The sequence below is a fragment of the Stenotrophomonas sp. YJH_SMC_29 genome, assembly GCF_059371235.1.
Genome location: NZ_JCAFUK010000019.1, coordinates 88,867 through 109,201, shown reverse-complemented (window position 1 = coordinate 109,201; position 20,335 = coordinate 88,867). Strand labels below are relative to the sequence as shown.

The window sequence follows — 20,335 nt, the reverse complement described above, 5'->3', positions numbered from 1 at the left end:
CTGCTTACATCCACGGCTTCTACAATCCAGCCCGGCTACACTCGGCGCTGGGCTACCACTCGCCTAACAACTACGCCCGGCAGCTCCGGACTGCCGCCTGAAACGGCTTCATGGCGTCCGTTTTCAGGGGGCCAGATCAGATACCCCGCCAACCCCACCCGCCCGGCCCCAGACAGATTCCGGCGGCCGATCCACCACGGGAAATCAACAAGCAAGAGCAAAAGCGGGTCGCTTCGCTCGCAAAGCCGAGCCCGCCAGCCAACCGCCTTTGCTTTTGCTTTTGCTGTTGCCTTTTCTCTTGATCTTCCCGTGGTGGGTACCGGAGGCAGGAAACTGTCCAGGGCCGGGTGGGTAGGCGGGGCGGGGGTATCCGCGCCATGGATGGCGCGGCTAAGCCCCCATGGATGGGTTTACGGCGTCCCCCGACCCGCCTACCCACCCGGGCAAATCCATGAACCCGCGCTTTCAGCGACCCACCCAAACCCACCACGGAGGGGCTCCGCCGTTCGCCGACCTCCGCCGAAGGCGCGCTTTCCGCGCAAGAAAAAATTTCCAACCGACGTGTCGATTCCCCGCCCCCTGGTTCGTTGTACTCAGTGAAGGGCACGCACCACGCGTCCCACGGGAGACCGCAATGAAAGTGATGGTGATCGTGAAGGCCAACGCCGACTCCGAAGCCGGCCGCATGCCCAGCGAACAGGAACTGTCCGAAATGGGCGCCTTCAACGAGCAACTGGTCGCGGCCGGCATCATGCTGGCCGGCGAAGGCCTGCACGCCACCCAGCGCGGCCGCCGCATCCATTTCGGTGGCACCGCCCCCCGGGTCGAGGCCGGTCCGTTCGGCCCGGCCAGCGAACAGATCGCCGGCTTCTGGCTGTGGGAGGTGCGCTCGCTGGAGGAGGCGGTCGAATGGGCCAGCCGTGCGCCGTTCGGCAGCGGCGGCACGCTTGAACTGCGCCCGCTGATGTCCGCGGAAGACTTCGGTGAGGCCTTCACCCCCGAATTACAGCAGCAGGAACAGCGTCTGCGTGCACAGCTGGAAGGTTGACCCGATTCATCTCCATGCCGGGCACGATCCGGCGCCATCCCCTTGAACCACACACGGAGCATTGCGATGAAATTGATTCCCTTCCTCGGCTTCAGCGGCCAGGCCCACGAGGCGATGGCGTTCTACGCCAAGGCACTCGGTGGCCAGGTCACTTCGGAAATGAAATACCGCGACATGCCGCCGTCCGATGGCTCGCCGGGCTGCAACGAGATGCCGCCGGAAACCCTGGACCACGTCGCCCACAGCCAGCTGGAGATCGGCAACGCCATCGTGATGGCGGCCGACGGCCCCGGCGGCGGCGAGGGCAGCTCGACCACCATCAATGTCGACGTCGACAGCGTCGAAGAAGCCGAACGCGTGTTCGCTGCACTGGCCGAAGGCGGGCAGGTGCAGATGCCGATCGCCGAAACGTTCTGGGCGCACCGCTGGGGCATGCTGATCGACCGCTACGGCAAGCCGTGGATGGTCAACTGCATGAAGGAGCCCTGATCCCGCCTTCTCCATCCACCCAGGAGCTTTACCGATGAGTGCACCACAACCGCAGATGATCTTCGTCAACCTGCCCGTGCAGGACCTGAACGCGTCCAAGGCCTTCTTCGCCGCGCTGGGCTACAGCTTCAACCCGACCTTCACCAACGACGATGCCGCCTGCATGGTCATCAGTGAAAGCATCTTCGTGATGCTGCTGACCCAGCCGTTCTTCAAGCAGTTCACCACCAAGCCGATCGCCGACGCGCGCAGCCAGACCGAGGTGATCACCTGCCTGTCGGCGGGCAGCCGCGAGGCGGTGGACGCGATGGTGGACAAGGCACTGGCCGCCGGTGCCAGCGAACCGCAGCCGGCGCGCGATTACGGCTTCATGTACCAGCGTGGCTTCCAGGACCTGGATGGCCATCTCTGGGAAATCGCACACATGGACGGCGAGCCGGGCTGACCGCCGCCGCAAGGGAGAACCCTCATGGCTTACGTGGATGCTTACGTGCTGCCGTGCCCACAGGACAAGGTGGCGGCTTACCGTCGCCTTGCCCGCAAGGCCGGCGCGGTGTGGAAGGACCATGGCGCGCTGCAGTACATGGAATGCGTGGCTGACGATGTGGAACCGGGCAAGCGCACCTCGTTCCCGCGCGCGGTCAAGGCAAAGCCCGGCGAAACGGTGATCGTTGCGTTCGTGGTGTTCCGTTCGCGCGCGGCACGCGACCGCATCAATGCCAGGGTGATGGCCGACCCGCGGCTGGCGTCGCTCGGCCCGAAGGACATGCCGTTCGATACCAAACGCATGTTCTGGGGCGGCTTCAAGCCCATCGTCGAAGCGTGAGCCATGGCGCTTGTGCGGGCCGGGCGTGCGTGCTGTGATCGGCGCATGCTCGATCCCGCACTGACGCAGCGTCTGGAAACCCTCTGGCGGATGGAGTCGCCAGTGTTGATCGCGCGCCTGGCGCGGCTGCTCGGCGGCGATGTCGGCCGTGCCGAGGAACTCGCCCAGGACACCTGGCTGGCCGCGCTGGAGCGCTGGCCGGAGCAGGGCATCCCGGACAACCCCGGAGCCTGGCTGATGACCACTGCGCGCAACCGCGCCATCGATGTGCTGCGCCAGCACCAGCGGGTGGCGCAGCAGCATGCGCAGTGGGGCGAGGAACTGCATCCGGCGGCACTGCCGGCGCCGGATGACAGCCAGGCACTGGAGGACGACCTGGGCGATGACCTGCTGCGGCTGATGTTCGTGGCCTGCCATCCGGTGCTGCCGGCCGATGCGCGGGTGGCACTGACCCTGCGCCTGCTCGGTGGCCTGACCACCGTCGAGATCGCGCGTGCGTTCCTGCAGCCGGAGCCGACCATCGCCCAGCGCATCGTGCGCGCCAAGCGCACGCTGGCGCAGAAGCAGGTGCCCTATGAAGTGCCGCGCGCGGACGCGATGCCGGAGCGGTTGGCCTCGGTGCTGGAGGCGGTCTACCTGGTGTTCAACGAAGGCTATGCGGCCAGCGCCGGTGACGACTGGATGCGTCCGGCGTTGTGCGAGGAGGCGCTGCGGCTGGCGCGCATCCTGGCCCATCGCCTGCCGGTGCCGCCGGTACTGGGCCTGCTGGCGCTGATGGAACTGCAGGCCTCGCGCGCGGCGGCACGCGTGGATGCACAGGGCACGCCGGTGCTGCTGGACCAGCAGAACCGAGCGCGCTGGGACTGGTTGCAGATCGAACGCGGCCAGCAGGCGCTGGCGCGCGCGCTGGCGGCCGGTGGTGGCGACGATCCCTACGTCCTGCAGGCGCGCATCGCCGCCTGCCATGCGGTTGCGCGGCGCGCCGACGCTACCGACTGGCCGCGTATCGCCGCGCTCTATGCACAGCTGCTGCAGGTGCAACCTTCGCCGGTGGTGGCATTGAACCGGGTGGTGGCGATCCTGCGCAGCGAAGGCCCGTTCGCCGCGTGGGCGCAGCTGCAACCCCTGCTGGTCGACGCGCGCCTGCGCGACTATGCGCCGCTGCAGGTGGTTCGTGGCGAGCTGTTGCAGGCACTGGGGCGTGAGCAGGATGCGCGTGACGCTTTTGCCGCGGCCGCCGAACTCAGCCAGAACCGCGCCGAGCGCGGACTGTTGCGGCGACGGGCGGGACTACCGCCCACGGACTGAGCCGACAAGGACAGCACTTGTCGCCGGGCGCCTGAGCGGCTATGTTTCGCGCCCAGCGGACGCATCAGCGTCCGCATTCCATGCGTATTGACCGAGGAGCGGTTGGATGTATTCAAGGACGAAGAGCGCATCGCGCGCTTTTGCGCGCCTGCTTGCCTGTGCCCTGTGCCTGGCCGTATGGCCGATGGCCGTGCAGGCCGCCGACAAATCACAGCAGGCCTATTGGGCCGGGTTTGCCTACACCGCCGACGCCGCTGCCGTGCAGGCGACCACGCCGCATGCGCACGCCGTGCTGGAAAAGCGCGGCTTGATCCCGCTCAACCAGGCGCTGGCACAGTCGCTCAAGCGCCGAGCTCCGGCCCACCTGGAGCTGATCGACCAGCCGGTGGCGATGCTGGACGGCACCACCAGCGCGACCGTGCTGGCCGCCGCGCTGGACCGCGAACTGGTGTCGGTCGAGCCGATCGGCGACCAGTACAAGGTGCTGGTGGAAGTGGCGCTGCAGGCGCTGTTCTTCGACTTCCGCGAGCGCCAGGTGATTGCCTCCTATCCGCTCACCCTGCAGCGCATCGACGTGCAGGACTACCGTCCTGACAACGATGATATCGACGCGATCGTCGCCGATCTGCTGTACGGCAGCGCCGATACCAGCCTGTCGCAGGTACTCGCGGCGAGCCTGGCACAGGCCCGGCTGCCCGACGCCGCCGTGCGCCGCCTGCAGGTGGGCGGGGTGACCCTGTCCGATGCGGTGCGCGCCAAGCTGCCCGACCCGAACTGGGAAGCGACGCTGCGCGCGACGCTGGCGCACGAGTTGTCCAAGACGCTGTCGTCCAACACCGGCGTCGGCCTGCTGCCACCGGCCTCGGGCCAGGCGATCGGCGGTGCGATGGCCGCTCGCTTTGCGGATGGCAAGGTCTACCAGCTGAAGATTCCCGAACCCGACTACGTCATCACCCTGCAGGTCGACGCGCTGAAGAACGGCGTGATCCAGGAAACCCCGGCGATGAAGACGATGCTGTTCGGTGCGTTCTTCACCGCCAAGGTGACCGAGCCGTTCTCGGGCAAGGTCTATTTCGAACAGCCGCTGCGCAAGGGGGCCACCAAAGTGGTGCCGGTCACGCAGTGGCAGGTTGACCAGTGGTCGGCCAGCTACGAAACCCTGCTGGCCGGGCTCGACGCCTTCGCCGGCGCCGCTGCCAGGCGCGCTGATTCGCGCGCGTGGCTGGACGAACAGAAGCCGGGCGGCCGCCCGTTGCAGCAGCAGACCCAAGCCCTCCAGGAGTTGATCAAGTCATGTCGTTGATGCGTACCATCCTGCTCATCCTCATCGCGCTGGTGGTGGCCTCGCCGGTCGCTGCACAGACCGCCAGCTCGCGCGGCACCGGCTCGGCCAGCTACGGCCTGCGCCTGAGCGCCGATACCCGCGCCCAGGCCCTGAACAAGGCCAAGGTCAACGCACTGGAGGCATACATCGCCGAAACCGGTGCGGCCAAGCTGCGCCTGTTCGAAGCCCGCCGCGCCGAGTTCATCGGCGAGATCGACCGCTACGTGCTCAGCGCCGTGCAGCTGTCGGACACCGAAGACAAGAAGGCCAAGACCTACACCGTCACCGTCCGCGCCGAGATCAACACCACCCTGCTGCAGACCAAGCTGGATGCGGGTTCGGCCGTGGCCGGCGCCACCGCCGCACAGCGCTCGCTGCTGACTTTCCTGTTCATGGCGCGCTCGCAGGACACCGTGCAGTCGTTCCAGGACAAGGAATACCGCCGCGTCGACGCCAGCAGCAGCTACAGCGAGAACACCCGCGAAGGCGACAGCTTCCGCGGCAACTCGGTCAGCACCAACGGCAGCATCAACCAGAACGGTTCGGTGTCGGTCACCAGCGGCGGCAGCACCACCGCGCGCGCCGACAACATCACCTGGAAGGTGGCCAACGCCGCCGAAGTCAACACCGCGATGACCGGTGCCTTCAGTGCTGCCGGCTACGAAGTGGTGGAAGCCGAGTACGTGGAAGGCGAGTCCCGCGGCCTGCTCAGCATCGAGCGCATCCGCAAGGACTTCAGCACCGGCAACGATCTGGCTCCGGCCACCCTGCGTGACACCGCCAACGGCATCCGCGCGGCCAACATCCCCTACATCGCCGTCGGCACGCTCGACGTCGGCATGCGCGACCGCGATCCGGCCAGTGGCAACACCCGCGTTTTCGTCACCGTCACCGGCAAGGTGCTGGATGTGACCGGCCGCTTCCCACGCACCGTGTCGTCGGTGGGCCCGGTGCAGTTCTCCGGTACCGGCCCGAACGAAACCGTGGCCCGTACCAATGCCCTGCAGCTGGCTGCCGAAAAGGCGGCCCAGCAGATGATCAACGAACTGAACGTCAAGGCGGTCCGCTGATCCGCCGCCCCCGGCAGGTGCCGAGCTCGCTCGGCATCGCCCCGGGGTTCACCGATTCCCCGCGTGCCGCACCGCGGCCGTCTCTCCCAAAGGACATCCTCATGATCCGCAATACCGCTCTTGTCGTGGCCATCGCCGCCGCTACCCTGTCGATGCCGGCGCACGCCGGCCTGGGCAAGCTGAAGGACCTGGCCGGTGCCGCCACCGGTTCCTCCACCAGCAGCGCCTCCAGCGCCGCCGCTCCGGACGAAGCCGCGCAGGAAGCGCTGGTGCGCCGTTTCGTCAGCTCGCAGTCGCACTCGCTGCAGGCCCAGACCTCGTTCGCCCGCGCCTTCGGCCTGGCCGAGCAGGTGCAGCTGCTGGAAGCCGAGCGCCAGGCGCTGTCGTCGGGTTCGGTCAGCGTCGATGCGATGAAGAAGTCGGTGTCGGTCAGTGAAGCCGCCCAGGCCGCGATCAACGAGCGCCAGGCCGCGCAGCCGGAACTGAACGCTGAATCCAAGCAGCACTACGCCGAAGGCCTGGTCTCGCTGCTGGCGTCGGCCGCCGAAGCGCAGAAGCTCGGTGGCGAGGCGAGCAACTTCACTGCCGGCATGAAGAACCTGGGCGCGACCCAGATGGCGACCGTTGGCCGCAAGCTGGCGGCAGGTGCCTGGGTTGCCAAGGAATCGCCGGGCTTCATCCAGGGCCTGTACGGCTCGACCAAGTCGGCCGTGACCTTCGCCAAGAAGAGCAAGGTGAAGGTGCCGTCGAACGCCGATTCGATGCTCGACTCGATCTGATCCGAGGTTCAACCCCATGCGTACGACCTCCCGCCTGATCGGCCTGGGCCTGGCCACGGTGCTGCTTGCAGCCTGTGGCAAGCAGGACACCCCGGCCGCCGATGCGCCCGCACCCGCCAAGGAAAAGGCAACCAGTGCACTGGCCAGCAATGCGCCAGTCGAAGCAGCGCCCCTGCGAGGCACGCCGGATTTCGGCGGCACCACCCAGGTCGCGCGCGAGGCCGACGGTATCGGCAGCACCCCGGAACTGGCGGTGCTGGCGGCACTGCAGTCGGCGGTGGCGCAGGTCAACGGCGTACGCGTGGCCAGCCAGATGCAGAGCCTGCGTGCAGGCCTGCATGTGGACGTGGATGACGAACACGTCGGCGATATCCGCGCCGACGCGTTCACCCAGCAGATGATCGCCGGCTCGCAGGGCGCAGTGCTGGGCTATGAAATCCTGTCGCAGGACGAAGTGCGGCAGCTGGATGAAGAAACCATCGCCCGCGTGCGCGCCAGCGACGAAGGCTGGAGCTTCAAGGGTTCGGCCTCTGCCAGCGCGTCCGGCGAGGCCACGGCCAAGGGCGGCGGTGCCTCGGCCAGCGTCAAGGAGAGCTACGACGAGAAGGTCAGCGTCGATGCCCAGCGTGGCGCACGCTCGTTCGATTCGGACGTGACCCACCGCAGCATGCGCAGCTACTGGAAGGTGCGCGTGCGTGCACAGATTGCCCAGTACCGCGCACCGGACGAGCAGGGCAAGCCGAAGATCGTGGTCGCGCTGCCGCGCACCAGGGCCGGCAGCTATGCCGTGGGCGATGGCCGCGTGAGTGCCGATGAAGTGGCCGACGCGATCCGCGCGCGCCTGTCCGACACGCTGACCCAGACCCAGCGCTTCATCGTGCTGGACCGCGAGTTCGGCGACGAACTGCAGGCCGAGATCGACCACATCAACAGTGGCAACGTGCGTTTGCAGGACACGGCCCGCGTCGGCCAGCAGCTGGCGACCGACCTGATCCTGATCCCGACCATCGAACGCTTCGAGTACCCGCGCAGCGTGCGCAACCTGCGCATGTCCGACCGCCAGGTGACCTCGTATTCCGGTGGCGGCCGCATCACCCTGCGCCTGATCAACGCCACCACCGGCCAGGTGGTGATGTCCGACAGCTTCGACCACCAGCTGGCCTCGACCGGCCCCAGCACCCTGCCGCGCGTGGTCAACGGCCGCAACATGGCTGCGGCGATGATGGAATCGTTGTCCGGCCAGATCGGTACCACCATCGTCACCACGCTGTTCCCGGTATCGGTGGTATCGGTGGACGGTGACCAGGTGGTGCTGAGCCAGGGCGGCGAGACCCTGCAGGCCGGCCAGCGCTGGCAGGCCGTGCGCCTGGGCGAGGAACTGAAGGACCCGCAGACCGGCCGCTCGCTGGGCCGCAGCGAACACCCATGCTGCACCATCCGCATCGACCGCGTGGCTGCACAGACCTCGTACGGCACCCTCGAAGACGGCGTCGACGCGATGCGCGGCGGTTTCCGTCCCGGCCAGATCGAACTGCGCCAGAAGCTGGGCAGCAAGCCCGCTGCCGCCGCCAGCGCGACCGCTTCGGCGGCCCCGGCTGCCGCCGCCCGCCCGGCCGCCAAGCCGAAGCCCAAGCCTGCTGCCGCCCCGGCCGAAGACCCGAACTGGTAACACGCCCAAGCAACACACAGATGGGGTCAGATCCCTTTCCCGCCGGGAAAGGGATCTGACCCCTTCGTGTTTTCGTCCGTGTCGACCCGGGTCGACAGCCAGCAACAGCAGCGGGACCGACCCGCCATCCCACGGAATGCCGCTGTTGCTTCGGCTGTTGCCCCCGACGTTGCCGGCCAGCGGCCGGCACTACCGCAGGTGCAGGGCGCAGCCCTGCCGAATCCCATTACACTCCAGAAGGATTTTCCTGCTGGAGAGAGCAATGAAACGAGCGGTACTGGGCGTGCTGGCCCTGTCGGTGTCGAGCGCACTGATGGCGGCCACCCCGAAATTCGATGGCGCGCGGATTTCCGCCGACGTCAAGGAACTGGCCTCCGATGCCTACGAAGGCCGCTCGCCGGCCACCGCTGGCGAAGCGAAGACCATCGCCTATCTCAGCAAGCAGTTCGCCGATGCCGGGCTGCAGCCGGGCGGTGACCTGAAGGACGGCAAGCGCCTGTGGACCCAGGCCGTACCGCTGCGCAAGGGCGACATCGTCGGCACGCCGCAGCTGGCGCTGCACCAGGGCGGAAAGACCGTTGCACTGGAGCAGGGCAAGCAGATCGCCGTGCGCGCGGCCATGAACGGCGCCAGCAGCGTCGACATCAGCAAGGCCCCGCTGGTGTTCCTCGGCTACGGCGTGAAGGCACCGGAGCGCAACTGGGACGACTTCAAGGGCGTGGACCTGAAGGGCAAGATCGCCGTGGTGCTGATCAACGACCCGGACTTCGAAACCGGCCAGGGTGATTTCGACGGCAAGGGCATGACCTATTACGGCCGTTGGACCTACAAGTACGAGGAGGGCGCCCGCCAGGGGGCGCTGGGCGTGCTGATCGTGCACGAGACCGCACCGGCGTCGTACGGCTGGGCCACCGTGGCCGGTTCCAACACCAACACCATGTTCGACGTGGTGCGTGACAACCCGGCAGAAAGCCACCCGCTGCTGGAAGGCTGGATCCAGCGCGACCTTGCCGTGGAGCTGTTCCGCTCGGCCGGGCAGGATTTCGAGGCACTGAAGAAGAAGGCGCAGCAGCGCGACTTCACCCCGGTGCCGCTGACCGGCGCCAGCCTGGACGCGACGTACGCGGTGAAGACCGAAGTGATCACCTCGCACAACGTGGCCGCGCGACTGGAAGGCAGCCGCCATCCGGACGAGACCATCATCTACAGCGCGCACTGGGACCACATCGGCGTGGGTGAGCCGGACGCACGGGGTGACCGCATCTTCAACGGCGCGCTGGACAACGCCAGCGGCACCGCCTCGCTGGTCGAGCTGGCCCGTGGCTTCGCCAAGGAGAAGCGCCCGCAGCGCTCGCTGCTGTTCCTGGCGGTCACCGCTGAGGAAAAGGGCCTGCTGGGTTCGGAGTACTACGCCACCCATCCGCTGTACCCGCTGGAAAAGACCGTGGCGGTGATCAACATGGACGGCATGGCGCCGTTCGGCCCGTCGCGTGACTTCGGCATCTACGGTGCCGCGCGCTTCGAGCTGCTGGACCAGCTGAAGGACGTGGCCAAGGGCTGGGACATCCGCTACACGCCGGACCCGAAGCCGGAAGCGGGCCTGTTCTTCCGCTCCGACCACTTCCCGTTCGCCAAGCGTGGCGTGCCGGCGCTGTCCTGGTCGGCCGGCCAGGACTGGGTGGACGGTGGCGTGGCCGCAGGCAAGAAGGCCTCCGAGGACTACACCGCCAAGCGCTATCACCAGCAGGGCGACGAATGGCAGCCGGACTGGGTGTTCGCCGGTGCCGCCCGCGACCTGGAAGTGCTGTACACGCTGGGCAACCAGCTGGCCAATTCCCGCGATTGGCCGAACTGGAGCAAGGACGAGGCGTTCCGCGCCGTGCGTGACGCCAGCGCCGGCCAGCGCAAATAACGGCGTCCGGTAGTGCCGGCCGCTGGCCGGCATTGCCGCCCCCGGAAACGCCGGGCCGTGCCCGGCGTTTCCATAACGGCTTCCATCCCCACTTTCCCGGCCTTCGTCGCAGGCCGCTTGTTTGCCCAGCCGGCCGTCCTATGCTCGGCTCACCCTCTTCCTCCAAGGCGCCGCCGTGTTCGCCAGCCTTTCACTTCTGTTCCGTCACCTGCTGGCCTGGGCCGCGGCGCTGTTCGTCGCGGGCATGGTCTGGAGCGGCATCTTCAGTGGCATGAACGATGGCCCGGGCTGGATCTTCGGGCTGCTGGCGATGTTCCTGATCATTTCCGCGCTCGGCAGTGCCATCACCCACGTCCGCCGGGTCTGGCTGGTGGCCGGTCGCCTGGATGCCACCACCCTGTCCGGCCGCCAGCGCCGCCAGATCGAACTGCCCATGGACGCCGGCCACGCCTTCTCGGTGGTGGAGGCGGCGATCTCCGAACTGCCCCGCGTGGAAGACGTGGAAAGTTCGGCCGGCAGCCTGCAGGTGCGTGCCTATGTCCGCCGGGTCGACCTCTGGAACGGTCGCCAGCCCTCGCGCTGGAACCTGCCGGCGCGGCTGGCGATCAAGCGCAACAGCGTGCTGGCCACGGTGACGCCGGGGCAGGGCACCAGCACCGTGACCCTGCTGTTCGAACCCGACGCGGGTTGGTGGGCCGACCTGCTGGCGCTGGATGAAGGCAGCAACTACGAGAATGCCGAAGCGGTCACCCGTGCGATCAGCCGCCGCGTCGGTGACCAGCGCCGCGACGAGCAGGCCGCGGCCGAACAGACGCAGGTGGAAAAGGAACTGTCGGTGGCGCGGTTGAACCTGCTGCACGCGCAGGTGGAACCGCACTTCCTGTACAACACGCTGGCCAACGCGCAGGTCCTGACCCGCACCGATCCGGCGCGTGCCGAGCAGATGCTCGGCCACCTGATCCAGTACCTGCGCAGCTCGCTGCCGCAGGTGGACGAGTCGGTATCCACGCTGGGCGTGGAGCTGGAACGCACCCGCGCCTATCTGGAGATCCTGCGCATCCGCATGGGGGCACGCCTGGCGGTGGAAGTGCAGGTGCCCAACGAACTGCACAGCGTCCACCTGCCGGCGATGGCGCTGCAGACACTGGTGGAGAACGCGATCAAGCACGGCCTGGAACCCAAGCCCGGCGGCGGTACGATCTGGATCCTGGCGCGCGGCTTCGACGACCACGTGACCGTGACCGTGGCCGACGATGGCCTCGGCTTCGGCCACGGTACCAGCGGTACCGGCATCGGCCTGAAGAACCTGCGCGAGCGCCTGCGCCTGACCTGCGGCGAGCAGGCCGGCGTGGCGATCGTGGCCAACTTCCCCAGCGGCGTGGCCGCGACCATGACCCTGCCGCAGTCGAACAAGGAGCGCAGCCATGCCGCTTGAAGCCCTGATCGCCGAAGACGAAGAGCTGCTGCGGCAGTCACTGGTGGAGCAGCTGGGCCGGCTGTGGCCGGAGCTGAAGCTGGTGGCCGAGTGCGAGGACGGTGCCAGCGCGCTGGAGCAGCTGGCCGAGAAAAAGCCGGACATCGCCTTCCTCGACATCCGCATGCCCGGCATCAGTGGCATCGAGGTGGCACGTTCGCTGTCCGAGCTGAGCCCGCGCACCCAGGTGGTGTTTGTCACCGCGTACGACCAGTACGCCATCGACGCGTTCGAGCAGGGCGCGATGGATTACCTGTTGAAGCCGGTCAGCGACGAGCGCCTGTTGGCGACCCGCGAGCGCATCCTGTCGCGGCTGCCGTCGACGCGGCAGGACGATGCCGTGCTCGAGCGCCTGCTGCAACGGTTGGGCACCCCGCAGGGCGCGGCGGAGCGCCCGCCGCTGGCCTGGATCACCGCCAGCAACGGGCGCGAGACGCAGCTGATCATGCTCGAGGACGTGGCCTACTTCCGCGCCGACAACAAGTACACCACCGTGGTCACCGCTGCTGGCGAGAGCCTGTTGCGCACGCCGTTGCGCGAGCTGCTGGAAGTGCTCGATGCGCAGCATTTCCGCCAGATCCACCGTTCGACCATCGTCAACATGAAGGCGGTGGCGGCGGTCAGCCGCGACGATACCGGGCGCGGCGTACTGCGCCTGCGCGGGCGCACGGAGACGCTGGTGGTCAGCCAGCCGTTCATGAGCCTGTTCCGCGGCATGTAGCCGCACCGTCACTGCCCCTGCACCGAGGAGCGAACATGTCCCGTCTACTGATTGCGTGCGTGGCCGTGCTGGCACTGGCCGGCTGCGAAAAATCCTGCAACACCTCGATCACCCGGACCCAGGCCAACGGCGTGGATACGCTGTACAGCAAGAGCACGGTGGTCGAGGGCGAAGCCCGCTTCCAGTGCATCGCCAGCAGCAGTGGCGCCTGCCACTACCTGGTGCTTGATCCGGCCTGCAGCCCCGATGCCGCGTGCACCTCGCCGCCGCTGCACCGGTTCACTGTTGCAGTGGGCAAGACCGAGGCCATGCGTGACCTGCCCGACGGCTTCCGCCAGTGCGTCAGCCAGGACCCGATGGAACACTGCCACCGTGAGTGATCACGGTGGCAGTGTGGATCCCCCGCTACCCGGACGGGTCAGTAGGCAGGCTGCAGCGTCAGCTCGTGATGGTGTTCGGTTTCGCCGACGTGGTTCAGGCGCCCGACCAGTTCCGAGTGCTGCTTCATCCGCCCGATCTCGGTCATGATGCGGATGTCCTCGTGGCGCAGTTCGCGCTTGGCGGTGACCGCCTGCTTGTAGTCCAGCACTTCCGGGTAGTGCTCGGCCAGGTCCAGCGCCTCGGCCACGTGCTCGACGCTGTCGGCCTTGGAACTGATGCGCGCGCGGCTGTTGAAGGCCTTCATCCAGCGCTCGAAACCGGCCTGCTGATCGAACATGTTGGCCATGAACCAGATCACGAACAGGATCGAGACCCAGGAGCCGAAGACGATCACCACGCGGGTGAAGGTGATATGGAAATCGTCGCGCCACAGGTAATTGGCGATCAGGCCGAGGATCAGCAGCGAGGCCGCCTGCCAGCCAACGATCGACGCGATCAGCCACTGGCACTTCGCCTGGGCCAGCACCGCCACTTCATCGCGGATCTGCTGCTCGCTCAGGTTGCGCCAGTGCGCCACCTGTTTGTCGAACGGGCTGCTGTAGAGCTCGTTGTCGCGAAGCAGAATTCCCAAACCCTTGAACAAAGCAATCATGGCTGGCTCCTTGTGGAACGTGCGTCGATCAGCATTGGACGGTGTGGCAGGTCCAGTTCTAGCACTTCCAGCGGGCCGTGCAACGGGGGCAATGCCAAGCGGCGCAAGGGTTTGCCCGGCGGGGGTGAAAATTGATGCATTGCATCATCGCAGTCGCAGCCTGCGACAGGATGTCGCAGGGTGAAACGTGCTGCGGCCGCACATGAAACCCTGGCTGAGTGCGAAGACTCGCCGCCGGCGCCGTGATCGCCGAGAATCGGGGCCGACCGCGCAAGATGCGACCGTTCCTCCGCCTTCCCTGGACCTGTGATGCCGGCCTTGCTGCAGCGACTCTCCCGCCCCGTGACCGCGCCGATCCGGCGCTGGGTACTGGAGGCCTTCCCGCGCGGGCAGAGCGGCATCGATTACGACCATCCGCAGGGTGATCCGGGCTGGTTCGGCCCGGACAGCGTGACCTGGCGCGTGCATGCCGAGCTGCCGTCGATGCTTGCCGGCGGCCTGTGCGCATTGATGCTGCAGACCCTGCACCCACGCGCGCTGGCCGGGGTCTACGACCATTCCAACTTCCGCCAGGACCTGGTGGGCCGGCTGCGCCGCACCACGGCCTTCGTGGCCGGCACCAGCTATGCGCCCACCGGTGAGGTGGAAGCGCTGGTGGCCAGGGTGCGCCGCATCCACGCGCAGATCCGCGGCCGCACCGCGCAGGGCGAGCCCTATGCCGCCGACGATCCGCAACTGCTGACCTGGGTCCATGTGACCGAAGCCTTCGGGTTCCTGCAGGGCTTCCGCCGCTATGGGCGCGAGGTCCCCGCGCACATCGCCGACCGCTACTACGATGAGTACCGCTGCGTGGCCGAGGCGCTGGGTGCGGTGGATGTACCGCGCAGCGAAGCGGAGGTGGCGGCGTATTTCTGCGCGCGGCAGCCGGAACTGCGTGTGGATGATCGCTCGCGCGAGGTGCTGGAGGTGCTGTCCGGCGTGCGCCTGCCGGTCCCGGTGCCGGGGCTGTCGCGCGACGTGTTCCTGGGGGCGGGCGCGGCGTTGCTGCCGGACTGGGCCGCAGGCATGCTCGAGCGCAGCGGCCGCCAGCGCGCGCAGGCGGCGGCATCGGCGAAGCTGATGCAGGGCATGGCACCGCTGTTCCGCCGCGCGCTGCCCGATGGCCTGGCCAGCCATGCCTGCGCGCGCATGGGCGTACCGGTGGAGATCCTGCGGGCGTGGCCCGCGGATGCCTGGTAGGAGCCGACCCGGGTCGGCACGCGTTTCGTGCGGCACCGCAGAAGCGCCAATCCAGGGTGGATCTACCAGAGCGGATTCGGGGGTGGACCCACGCGATGCGTGGAGGGGCGTTACCCTGCCACCTTCAATCCACGCAGGAGCATCTCCAGCGCCGCCGTCGCCCGCCGCAGGCGCGCATCCCCCTCTTCGCCCTCGGCGATCCAGAACGCGGCCTCGGCCAGGCTGCCGTACACCAGCGACGCCAGCGCCTGCGCATCTACCGGTGCCACCATCCCCTGGGCGACCAGACGTTCGATCAGGTGCTGCATCGAGTGCACGCAGTGGCGCTGCGATTCCGGTGAGGCGCCGCCGAGTACCGCACGCGCATCGCGCAACACGATGCGCTGGATCTCCGGTTCCAGGGCCATTTCCAGATAGGCGCGGCAACGCTGCACGAAACCCTCCCAGGCATCGTCGGCGGTGTCACTGATCGCCTGCAGGCGCAGGTCGGTCTCGTTGTCGAGCTGGGCAACCACGGCCGCAAGCAGGCCCTTCTTGTCCCCGAAGTGGTGGTACAGCGCACCGCGGGTCAGGCCCGCCTGGGCGGTCAGGTCGTCCATCGAGGTGCCCGCATAGCCGTGCTCGCTGAACAGCCGGCGGGCGGCAGCCAGCAGGGTGGCGCGGGTTTCTTCCATCTCGGCGCGGGTGCGACGAACCATTCGGAGCTCCTTACATACGCAGTGCATGATTATTTACATACGACGCGTATGAATGTAGCCTCTTATTCATACGCTGTGTATGTATTGTCGTGGCGCGCTGTGCGCCAGGCAAGTCGCTGCCTTGGACAACTGATGGCTACCCCCTACCGCGACCTGTTCACTGCCCCCGGCACTGCCGGCCTTGCCCTGGCCGGGCTGGTGGCGCGCCTGCCGCTGCCGATGACCGGGATCGGCATCATCACCCTGCTGTCCCAGCTGCGTGGCAGCTATGCGCTGGCCGGTGCGGTGTCGGCCACCTTCGTACTGACCTACGCGCTGCTGTCGCCACAGGTGTCGCGCTGGGTCGACCGGCGTGGGCAAAACAAGGTGCTGCCGTGGGCCACTGCGGCCAGCGCGGCCGGTCTGTTGCTGCTGCCCGCATGCACGCTGCTGGCTGCGCCGGACTGGATGCTGTTCATTGCGGCGATGCTGTGCGGCTGCATGCCCAGCGTGTCGGCGATGGTGCGCGCGCGCTGGACCGCGATCCATCGCGGCCGTCCGCTGCTGCAGACCGCGTACTCGCTGGAGACGGTGTTCGACGAGGTGACCTTCATTGCCGGGCCACCGTTGTCGGTGGGACTGTCGGTGGCCGTATGGCCACAGGCGGGCGTTCTGGCGGCGGCCCTGCTGCTGGTGCTCGGGGTGACCGCACTGGTCCTGCAGCGCGGCACCGAACCGCCGCTGCAGCCCTGCGAGAGCGTCACCCCCGTGCGATCACTGCTGCGGCAGCCGGAAATCCGCCTGCTTGCGCTGTTGATGCTGGCGATGGGGATGATCGTCGGTACGGTCGACATCACCAGCGTCGCCTTCGCCGAACAGCGGGGACAGCCGCTTGCTGCCAGCGCGGTGCTGTCGGCCTATGCGCTGGGCAGCTGCGCGGCGGGCCTGCTGTTCGGTGCACGGACGCTGCAGATACCGCTACCGCGCCTGTTGCTGACCGGCGCAGCGGCCACCGCACTGGCCACGGTGCCGCTGCTGTGGGTCGGCAGCCTGCCGGCGCTGGCCCTTGCTGTGCTGCTGGCCGGGGTGTTCTTCGCACCGACGATGATCGTGGCGATGTCGCTGGTCGAACAACACGTGCCCGAATCGCGCCTGACCGAGGGCATGACCTGGCTGCTGGCCGGATTGAACATCGGCGTGGCGCTGGGCGCAGCGCTGTCCGGGCAGAGCGTCGATGCGGGGGGCGTGCGCAGCGGTTTTGTGGTGGCGCTGGCGGCAGGCGGCGGCGTGCTGCTGTTCGCCGTGCTCGCGCAGCGTGCGCTGCGCCCGTCTGCCGCGTCGAGATCGCCCGAAGGCATCATCCCATGAGCGCGTCATCGCCTGCGCATCCTGCGCCCGTGGCCCGCCATCGGTGGTGGGCGGTGTCCGCCGTGGGCCTTGCCACGTTCTCGGTGGTCACCACCGAAATGCTGCCGGTCGGGCTGCTGACCCCGGTCGCTGAAGATCTCGGCGCGTCCACCGGTACGGCCGGCCTGCTGATCTCGCTGCCGGCCCTGCTGGCGGCGGTGTTCGCACCGCTGGTGGTGATTGCAGCCGGTGGCATCGATCGTCGCCGCATCCTGTGCGCGCTGCTGGGCCTGCTGCTGGTCGCCAACCTTGCGTCGGCACTGGCACCGGGCATCGGCTGGCTGCTGGCCGCGCGCGTACTGGTGGGGTTCTGCATGGGTGGCATCTGGGCCATCGCCGGTGGGCTGGCAGCGCGCCTGATACCTGCGCAGCGCATTGGCCTGGCCACTTCGATCATCTTCGGAGGCGTGGCCGCAGCTTCGGTGCTGGGTGTTCCGTTGGGCGTGCTGATCGGGGATGCCTGGGGCTGGCGCAGTGCATTCATCGCGATGGCCTTGTTCAGCGCGGCAGTGATGCTGCTTCACGTGTGGGTGGTTCCGGCGCTGCCGGTCAGTACATCGGTGCGGCCACGGCAGTTCGCGCAGCAGCTCGGTCATCGCGGACTGCAGCGGGGACTGGGGCTGACCCTGCTGCTGGTGTCCGGGCATTTCATCGCGTTCACCTATGTGCGGCCGCTGCTGACATCCCTGTCGGGCGTGGACGCGTCATGGGTCGGCGCACTGCTGTTTGCCTACGGCCTGGCCGGCATCGTCGGCAACTTCCTGGCCGGGCCACTGGCAGCACGCCATCCACGCGGCACGCTGCTGGCCATCGCGTCCAGCCTGCTGCTGACGCCTGTGCTGTTCCTGTGGATGGGAAGTACACCGGCCGGTGGCAGCGTGTTGATGCTGGTGTGGGGCCTGGCCTATGGCGGCGTGTCGGTCGGTCTGATGGGCTGGATGATGAAAGCGGTGCCGCAGGCCGTGGAGATCGCCACCGCGCTGTACGTGGGGGCGTTCAACATCGGCATCGCATTGGGCGCCTGGGGTGGTGGTCGCCTGCTGGATGGCATCGGGCTGCACGCCACGCTTTGGGCTGCGGCGGTGTTGGCGGGGAGTGCTCTGCTGATGGTTGCCACCACCCGCAGGTAGAGCCACGCCATGCGTGGATTCCCACCCTGTGCCGACCAAGGTCGGCCGCCACCTGAAATGAAACGGGCGCCTTGCGGCGCCCGTTCCGGTTACATCACCACACCTTGACCCGCTTGTCCGGGGCCAGGTACAGCTTCTGGCCTTCCTTCACCTCGAACGCCGGATACCAGGCGTCGATGTTGCGCACGGTCAGCGCGCGGAACTGGCCCGGTGCATGCACGTCGGTCAGCAGCGAATTGCGCAGCGCCTGCTCGCGGCTCTTGCTGCGCCACGCCTGGGCGAAGCCGAGGAAGAAGCGCTGGTCCGGGCTGAAGCCTTCCAGGGTCTGGCCCGGCTTGCCCTGCAGCGACAGCTGGTAGGCATCGTAGGCGGTACCCAGTCCGGCCACGTCGGCGATGTTCTCGCCCAGGGTCAGCTTGCCGTTCACATGCACGCCGGGGAACGGCTCGTAGCTGCTGAACTGCGCGGCGAGTGCATCACCGGCCGCGTTGAACTGCTTCAGGTCTTCGTCGGTCCACCAGTTGTGCAGCTTGCCGGTCTCGTCGAACAGCGCACCGGCGTTGTCGAAGCCGTGGCTGATCTCGTGGCCGATCACCGCACCGATCGCACCGTAGTTCACCGCGTCGTCGGCGGCGCCGTCGAAGAACGGCGGCTGCAGGATCGCGGCCGGGAACACCAGGCGGTTTTCCAGCGGCACGTTCATCGCATTGATGGTCTGCGGCAGCATCGCCCACTCGCTGTGGTCGACCGGCTTGCCCAGCTTGGCGATGTTGCGCTGGTACTCGAACAGCTCGGCGCGCTGTGCATTGCCCAGCGGGTCATCACGACGGATCTCCAGGCCGGTGTAGTCGCGCCACTTTTCCGGATAGCCCATGCCCACGGTCAAGCCGGCCACCTTGGCCTTGGCATGTGCCTTGGTCTGCGGTGACATCCACGCCAGTGCGTCGATGCGCTTGCTGAAGGCGGCGATGATGTTCTTCGCCATCTCGTCCGCGCGTTCCTTGGTCCTGGCGTCGAAGTGCTTCTCGACGTAGCGCTTGCCGATGGCCTCGCCGACCGCATGGTTGGCATCGTCCACCGCGCGCTTCCAGCGATCGCTCTGCTGTGGCGTGCCGCTCAGCGCGGTGCCATGGAAGGCGAAGCGGGCGTCGGCGAACTTCTTCGGCAGGTAAGCGGCGGCACGGTCCAGCGCGTGGAACGCCAGGTAGTCCTTCCACGCGTCCAGCGGCTCGGTGGCGACCAGCCGGGACAGGCCGGCCACGGCCTTGGGCTGCCACACGATGAAGTCCTGCTGGTTGCCCAGTGCGGCTGCATCGAGGAAGGCGTTCCAGTCCAGGCCCGGCGCCTTGGCATTGAAGTCGGCCTGGGTCCAGGGATTGGCCCCCTTGGTCACGTCGTTGGTTTCTTCCTGGGTGGCATGCGCCTGCGCGATCTTGGTTTCCAGCGCGAGGATGCGCTGCGCCTTGCCGGCCGGGTCGGCGACGCCGGCCAGCTGCAGCATCTGCGCGATGTAGGCCTGGTACTGCTTGCGCAGCTCGGCCATGCGGCCATCGCCCAGGTAGAAGTCGCGGTCGGGCATGCCCAGACCGCCCTGCACCAGGTACGGCGCGGTGCGGTCCGGCTGCAGCATGTCCACCGACACCCACAGGCCGAACAGGCGGTCGGTGTAGAAGTTGGTGGCATTGAGCAGGTCGACGTCGGCGCGCAGGTCGCCGCCGAGGGCCCGCGCCAGCCCGGCCTTGTCGGCGATCGCATCGATGGCCTTCAGCTGCGGCTGCACCGGCGCCAGCCCGTGCTGCTCGATGCCGGCTTCGTCCATGTAGGCGGCGTAGTAGTCGCCGATCAGCTTGTCGTCGCCGCTGGCCTGGGTGTTGCCGGCAGCCCCTTCCAGGATGGCGCGGGTGTCGGCCAGGGTCTTCTCGGCAATGACATTGAAGCTGCCGAAGCGCGAGCGGTCGGCCGGAATCTCGGTGTTCTTCACCCAGGTGCCGTTGGCGAAGCCGAAGAAGTCGTCGCCGGCGGCGATGCTGCGGTCCATGCCGCTGGCATCGAAGCCGAAACTGCCCAGCATCGGCTTGGCCGCAGCGGGGGCGGCGTCGGCCGGGGCGGTGGCCGTGGCGGCCGGGTCGGCCGGGCGGTCACAGGCGGCCAGGGACAGGCTGGCGACGATGGCCAGCGCCAGGGTGGGACGGCGCAGCTTGGACATGGACTTCTCTTGCGGCGGAAAAC

Annotated in this window: 19 protein-coding genes; 16 read left to right on the top strand and 3 right to left on the bottom strand. The window is 67.8% G+C overall.

The annotated features are described in order from the left end of the window. Nucleotides 1-634: 634 nt before the first annotated feature. The 13 genes from AC5P9I_RS18190 (at nucleotide 635) to AC5P9I_RS18130 (ending at nucleotide 13,000) form a co-directional block, all read left to right on the top strand. Nucleotides 635-1,048 (top strand): YciI family protein, encoded by a 414-nt coding sequence (locus tag AC5P9I_RS18190; protein ID WP_064237554.1) that lies wholly within the window; start codon nucleotides 635-637, stop codon nucleotides 1,046-1,048. A 66-nt stretch (nucleotides 1,049-1,114) separates the two neighbouring features. Then, complete coding sequence (locus tag AC5P9I_RS18185; RefSeq protein ID WP_187756831.1) at nucleotides 1,115-1,537, top strand: VOC family protein; 423 nt, start codon at nucleotides 1,115-1,117, stop codon at nucleotides 1,535-1,537. Between the two features lie 34 nt (nucleotides 1,538-1,571). Next, the gene (locus AC5P9I_RS18180; protein ID WP_130768537.1) at nucleotides 1,572-1,982 is read left to right on the top strand and encodes a VOC family protein; all 411 of its coding nucleotides are present in this window, start codon (nucleotides 1,572-1,574) and stop codon (nucleotides 1,980-1,982) included. Nucleotides 1,983-2,006: 24 nt separating this feature from the next. Beyond that, complete coding sequence (locus AC5P9I_RS18175) at nucleotides 2,007-2,363, top strand: DUF1428 domain-containing protein (RefSeq protein WP_053462048.1); 357 nt, start codon at nucleotides 2,007-2,009, stop codon at nucleotides 2,361-2,363. Nucleotides 2,364-2,408: 45 nt separating this feature from the next. Continuing rightward, nucleotides 2,409-3,671: an RNA polymerase sigma factor gene (locus tag AC5P9I_RS18170; protein ID WP_049464583.1), complete on the top strand. Its 1,263-nt coding sequence runs from the start codon at nucleotides 2,409-2,411 to the stop codon at nucleotides 3,669-3,671. Between the two features lie 106 nt (nucleotides 3,672-3,777). Beyond that, complete coding sequence (locus AC5P9I_RS18165; protein ID WP_130768536.1) at nucleotides 3,778-4,974, top strand: hypothetical protein; 1,197 nt, start codon at nucleotides 3,778-3,780, stop codon at nucleotides 4,972-4,974. Beyond that, the gene (locus tag AC5P9I_RS18160) at nucleotides 4,965-6,065 is read left to right on the top strand and encodes a hypothetical protein (RefSeq protein ID WP_049464579.1); all 1,101 of its coding nucleotides are present in this window, start codon (nucleotides 4,965-4,967) and stop codon (nucleotides 6,063-6,065) included. The genes AC5P9I_RS18165 and AC5P9I_RS18160 overlap by 10 nt, the downstream gene beginning before the upstream one ends. A 101-nt stretch (nucleotides 6,066-6,166) precedes the next feature. Next, nucleotides 6,167-6,844 (top strand): hypothetical protein, encoded by a 678-nt coding sequence (locus tag AC5P9I_RS18155; protein ID WP_049464577.1) that lies wholly within the window; start codon nucleotides 6,167-6,169, stop codon nucleotides 6,842-6,844. Between the two features lie 16 nt (nucleotides 6,845-6,860). Continuing rightward, nucleotides 6,861-8,513, top strand: coding sequence for a CsgG/HfaB family protein (locus AC5P9I_RS18150; RefSeq protein ID WP_049464575.1), 1,653 nt, complete (start codon nucleotides 6,861-6,863; stop codon nucleotides 8,511-8,513). A 262-nt stretch (nucleotides 8,514-8,775) separates the two neighbouring features. Next, the gene (locus AC5P9I_RS18145; protein WP_053462051.1) at nucleotides 8,776-10,425 is read left to right on the top strand and encodes a M28 family metallopeptidase; all 1,650 of its coding nucleotides are present in this window, start codon (nucleotides 8,776-8,778) and stop codon (nucleotides 10,423-10,425) included. Between the two features lie 175 nt (nucleotides 10,426-10,600). Beyond that, entirely contained in the window at nucleotides 10,601-11,860 is a 1,260-nt protein-coding gene (locus AC5P9I_RS18140) for a sensor histidine kinase (RefSeq protein ID WP_130768535.1), read from the top strand. Then, nucleotides 11,850-12,620, top strand: coding sequence for a LytR/AlgR family response regulator transcription factor (locus AC5P9I_RS18135; RefSeq protein ID WP_130768534.1), 771 nt, complete (start codon nucleotides 11,850-11,852; stop codon nucleotides 12,618-12,620). The genes AC5P9I_RS18140 and AC5P9I_RS18135 overlap by 11 nt, the downstream gene beginning before the upstream one ends. Before the next feature lie 35 nt (nucleotides 12,621-12,655). Further along, on the top strand, nucleotides 12,656-13,000 hold the full coding sequence (locus AC5P9I_RS18130; protein ID WP_187756832.1) for a hypothetical protein: 345 nt from the start codon (nucleotides 12,656-12,658) through the stop codon (nucleotides 12,998-13,000). 38 nt (nucleotides 13,001-13,038) lie between these two features. Here the strand turns inward: AC5P9I_RS18130 and AC5P9I_RS18125 are convergent, their stop codons facing one another. Then, the gene (locus AC5P9I_RS18125; protein ID WP_049464567.1) at nucleotides 13,039-13,653 is read right to left on the bottom strand and encodes a hypothetical protein; all 615 of its coding nucleotides are present in this window, start codon (nucleotides 13,651-13,653) and stop codon (nucleotides 13,039-13,041) included. A gap of 309 nt (nucleotides 13,654-13,962) precedes the next feature. Here AC5P9I_RS18125 and AC5P9I_RS18120 point away from each other — a divergent pair, with 309 nt between their 5' ends. Beyond that, a complete protein-coding gene (locus tag AC5P9I_RS18120) occupies nucleotides 13,963-14,892 on the top strand; it encodes an oxygenase MpaB family protein (RefSeq protein ID WP_074725494.1) in 930 nt (309 codons plus the stop codon). A 110-nt stretch (nucleotides 14,893-15,002) separates the two neighbouring features. Here the strand turns inward: AC5P9I_RS18120 and AC5P9I_RS18115 are convergent, their stop codons facing one another. Continuing rightward, a complete protein-coding gene (locus AC5P9I_RS18115; RefSeq protein WP_049464564.1) occupies nucleotides 15,003-15,590 on the bottom strand; it encodes a TetR/AcrR family transcriptional regulator in 588 nt (195 codons plus the stop codon). A gap of 132 nt (nucleotides 15,591-15,722) precedes the next feature. Between AC5P9I_RS18115 and AC5P9I_RS18110 the strand changes: the two genes are divergently transcribed. Then, on the top strand, nucleotides 15,723-16,937 hold the full coding sequence (locus tag AC5P9I_RS18110) for an MFS transporter (protein WP_074725496.1): 1,215 nt from the start codon (nucleotides 15,723-15,725) through the stop codon (nucleotides 16,935-16,937). After that, complete coding sequence (locus tag AC5P9I_RS18105) at nucleotides 16,934-18,106, top strand: MFS transporter (RefSeq protein WP_130768531.1); 1,173 nt, start codon at nucleotides 16,934-16,936, stop codon at nucleotides 18,104-18,106. The genes AC5P9I_RS18110 and AC5P9I_RS18105 overlap by 4 nt, the downstream gene beginning before the upstream one ends. A 94-nt stretch (nucleotides 18,107-18,200) precedes the next feature. Here AC5P9I_RS18105 and AC5P9I_RS18100 read toward each other — a convergent pair whose 3' ends face one another. Continuing rightward, nucleotides 18,201-20,312, bottom strand: coding sequence for a M13 family metallopeptidase (locus tag AC5P9I_RS18100; protein ID WP_049464558.1), 2,112 nt, complete (start codon nucleotides 20,310-20,312; stop codon nucleotides 18,201-18,203). Between the last annotated feature and the right edge of the window lie 23 nt (nucleotides 20,313-20,335).